Annotated in this window: 1 protein-coding gene; it reads left to right on the top strand. The window is 64.6% G+C overall.

What is annotated here, in order from left to right:
- Positions 1-3,728, top strand: a 3,728-nt coding sequence (locus VJ464_23700; protein HKQ08151.1) for a condensation domain-containing protein, incomplete at both ends; no start/stop codon positions are given.

Genomic DNA, 3,728 nt, shown 5'->3' with positions numbered 1-3,728 from the left:
ACGTGGTGGTGGTGAACGAAGTGGTGCAGTACTTTCCGAGTCTGGAGTATCTGCTGAAGGTGCTGGAAGGGATAAAGGGAGTGCTGGCCAGAGGGGGGAGTATCTACTTGGGAGACCTCCGCAGTCTCGACTTGCTGGAGGTGTTTCACAGCTCGGTCGAGTTGAGCCGCGCCAGTGGCGAGAGCGGTGTCGAAGAGGTGCGCGGACGAATCCGGCGCAAGCTGCGAGCTGAAAAAGAGCTAGTCGTATCGCCGCAGCTCTTTGAGGCGATGGCGGCAAGGGAGGGGTGGATCAGCGAGGCGGCCATCGAGTTGAAAGGAGGCGAATACGGAAACGAGCTGACGAAGTACCGCTACGATGTGGTGCTGCGCACAGGGAGGAGAAGGCGAAAGCCAGAGGCCGAGGCGAAGGCGGAATGGGAGGCCGGTGGATGGAGCCTGGAGCGGTTGCGGCGCGAGTTGAGTGAAGGCGTCGAAGAGCTAAGGCTGAGTGGGGTGCCGAACGCGAGGGTGGCGAGGGATGTGGCTGCACAGGAGTGGCTGACAGCGGCGGCCGCTAGCAGGCGAGTCAGCGAAGTGGAGGCGGCAGTGGCGGCGAGCGAGGAAGGCGGAAAGGGAATCGAAGCGGAAGCGGTGCGGCTGATGGGGCGGCAGTTGGGTTATGAAGTGAGCGTGAGCTGGCCGAGCCGGGGGAAAGCCGGGAGCTATGAGGTGAGGCTGCGAAAGGCCAGAGCGGAGTGGGCAGAGGAAGTGACAGAAGCAGAAGAGGGAGAAGGTGGGGGCGTGAGTTTGAGCGGGCAGGCGGCGAGGTGGAGAGGGTTTGCGAATCGGCCACTGGCGGAGTGGGCGAATGCAAGCATGGCAGGAAGGTTGCGGGAGTACTTGCAGGAGCGGCTGCCGGCTTACATGGTGCCTGGGGCATATATCGAGATGGAGGGGCTGCCGCTGACGGCGAATGGGAAGGTGGATCGCAAGGCGCTGCCTGAGCCAGAGGCGGAGGCCTACGCGAAGGGCGAGTATGAGGAGCCGCAAGGGGAGATCGAACAGCGGCTGGCGGCGATCTGGAGCGAGGTGTTGAAGGTGGAGCGGGTGGGTCGCCGCGACAACTTCTTCGAGATGGGGGGGCATTCGCTGTTGGTGGTGCGGGTGATCGCACGGCTGCGGCAGGGGCTGAATGTGGAAGTGAGCATCAGCGAGGTCTTCGAGCATCCGGTGCTTGCCGATCTGGCCATGGCAGTGGAGCGAGCCACCCCGACGACGTTGCCGGCCATCACGCCAGCCGCGCGCGATGAGTATCTGCCGCTGTCGTTCGCGCAGCAGCGGCTGTGGTTCCTGGCGCAGATGGGCGTCAGCCAGGCCTATCACATTTTCTACGGACTGCGGCTGAAGGGAGAGCTTGATCGAGAGGCATTGAGGCGGGCGCTGGACGGTGTCGTGACACGCCACGAGACATTGCGCACCACCTTTGTGAACATCGATGGCGAGCCGGCCCAGCAGATCACACCAGCACTAGCGAGTCGCTTCCATCTCCAGGAGCACGACCTGCGCGAAGGGGTGAATGCGGATCGAGAGATGGAGCGATTGATACGTGAAGAGGCGGCGACGCGCTTCGACCTGGAGCAGGGGCCGCTGATCCGTGGCCGGTTGATCCGCACGGCGGATGCCGAGCACGCGCTGTTGATCACCATGCATCACATCGTCAGTGACGGCTGGTCGATGGACATCTTCATCAAGGAGGTCAGTGTCCTTTATAGGGCCTTCGCGCGCGGCGAGGTCGAGTCGCTTCCGGCGCTTGAGGTGCAATATGCTGATTATGCCGTGTGGCAACGACAGTGGCTGCAAGGGGAGGTACTGCGACAGCAGACCGAATACTGGCAGCAGGCGCTTGCCAGAGCGCCTGGGCTGCTGGAGTTGCCGACCGATCACGCGCGACCCGCCGAGCAGAAGTACGAGGGCGGGCGTGTGCCGGTGGCACTGAGCGCGGAACTCAGCCGCGGGCTGAAGCGGCTGAGTCAGCAGCAGGGAACGACCTTGTTCATGACGCTGCTGGCCGGCTTAGGAGCGCTGCTGTCGAGGCTATCGGGACAGCACGATGTGGTGATCGGCACGCCGGTGGCGAACCGCGGGCGAGTGGAGATCGAAGGGCTGATTGGCTTCTTCATCAATACCCTGGCGTTGCGGCTGGAGGTGAGCGGGGCGGGCAGTGTCAGAGAGATGATGCAGCAGGTGAAGGAGCGAACGTTAGCAGCACAGCAGCATCAGGAGCTGCCGTTCGAGCAGGTGGTGGAGGTGGTGCGGCCTGAGCGAAATCTGTCGCACACGCCGGTGTTCCAGGTGCTCTTTGATTGGCAACAGAATGTCGGCGGAGGGAGGCTGTCGCTACCGGGCATTGAGCTGGAGCCGCTGGATGTAGAAGCACCTGTGTTCACAAAATTCGACTTAAAGCTAACGTTGTTGGAAATAGATGAGCAGATCGCGGGTGAGATGGAATATGCGGCATCGCTGTTTGAGCGGGAGACGGTGGAGCGCTATGTCAGATACTTTTGCGCGCTCCTTGAAAGTATGGTCAGCGACAGCACAGAGGCGATAGATCGGTTGTCGATGCTGCCAGAAGGAGAGCGGCGGCAGGTTGTTGAGGAGTGGAACGCGACGGCGGCCGATTACCCGAAAGACCAATGTGTGCACGAGCTGTTCGAGCAGCAAGTCGAGCAGACCCCAGAGGCCATGGCGGTCGTCTGCGGCGAGGCGCGGCTGACTTATGGCGAACTCAACCGCCGAGCCAACCAGCTGGCGCACTATCTGCGTCAGCTCGGCGTCGGCCCCGATGCCCGCGTCGCCATCTGCGCCGAGCGCGGCGTCGAGATGATGATGGCGGTGCTGGCGGTCTTCAAAGCCGGCGGCGCCTACGTGCCGCTCGATCCGGCTTACCCGCCGCAGCGCCTGCGCTACATGCTTGAGGATAGCGCGCCGGCCGTGCTGCTGACACAGGCGCGCTGGCGAGGCCTGTTCCCCGCGCTTGATGAAGACCTGCCGGTGGCCTACTTCGACGAGCCCGCGCCTGAGTGGCGGCAGCAGCCCTCGTCAAACCCGGCGGGCGGCGGGGTAGCCCCGGAGAATCTCGCCTACGTCATCTACACCTCAGGGTCGACGGGCCAGCCCAAAGGCGTGATGGTCGAGCAGCGCGGCATGATCAATCACCTCTATGCCAAGCTCGGCGACCTGCGGCTGACGGCGCAGGACGTGGTGGCGCAGACCGCCTCGCCGTGCTTCGACATCTCGGTGTGGCAGATGTGGGCGGCGCTGCTGGCCGGCGGACAGGTGCTGCTGGTCGAGGAGCGCCAGGCGCACGACCCGGCGGCGCTGTGGCAGGGGTTGCGGGAGGCCGGGGTGACGGTGTGGGAGACGGTGCCGTCGCTGCTGGAGGCGATGCTGGGGGAGGTCGGCGACAGGCAGGCCGGTGTGGCGAGTCTGCGCTGGGTGCTGGTGACGGGCGAAGCCTGCGCGGTGGGGCTGTGGCGGCGCTTTCAGGCGGCAGCGCCAGGGGTTGGGTTGATGAATGCCTACGGGCCGACCGAGTGCTCGGATGATGTGACGCACTATGCGAGCCGGGGGGCGGGGCTGGGCGAGGCGGCGCGAGGGGTGCCGATTGGGCGGCCACTGATCAACACGCGAGCCTATGTGGTGGATGCGGCCGGCGAGGCGGTGCCGGTGGGGGTGAGCGGCGAGCTG

The organism is Blastocatellia bacterium (assembly GCA_035275065.1).
Taxonomy (GTDB): Bacteria; Acidobacteriota; Blastocatellia; order UBA7656; family UBA7656; genus DATENM01.
The sequence above is the reverse complement of the archived record's forward strand: the minus strand, read 5'-3'. Positions and strand labels throughout refer to the sequence as shown.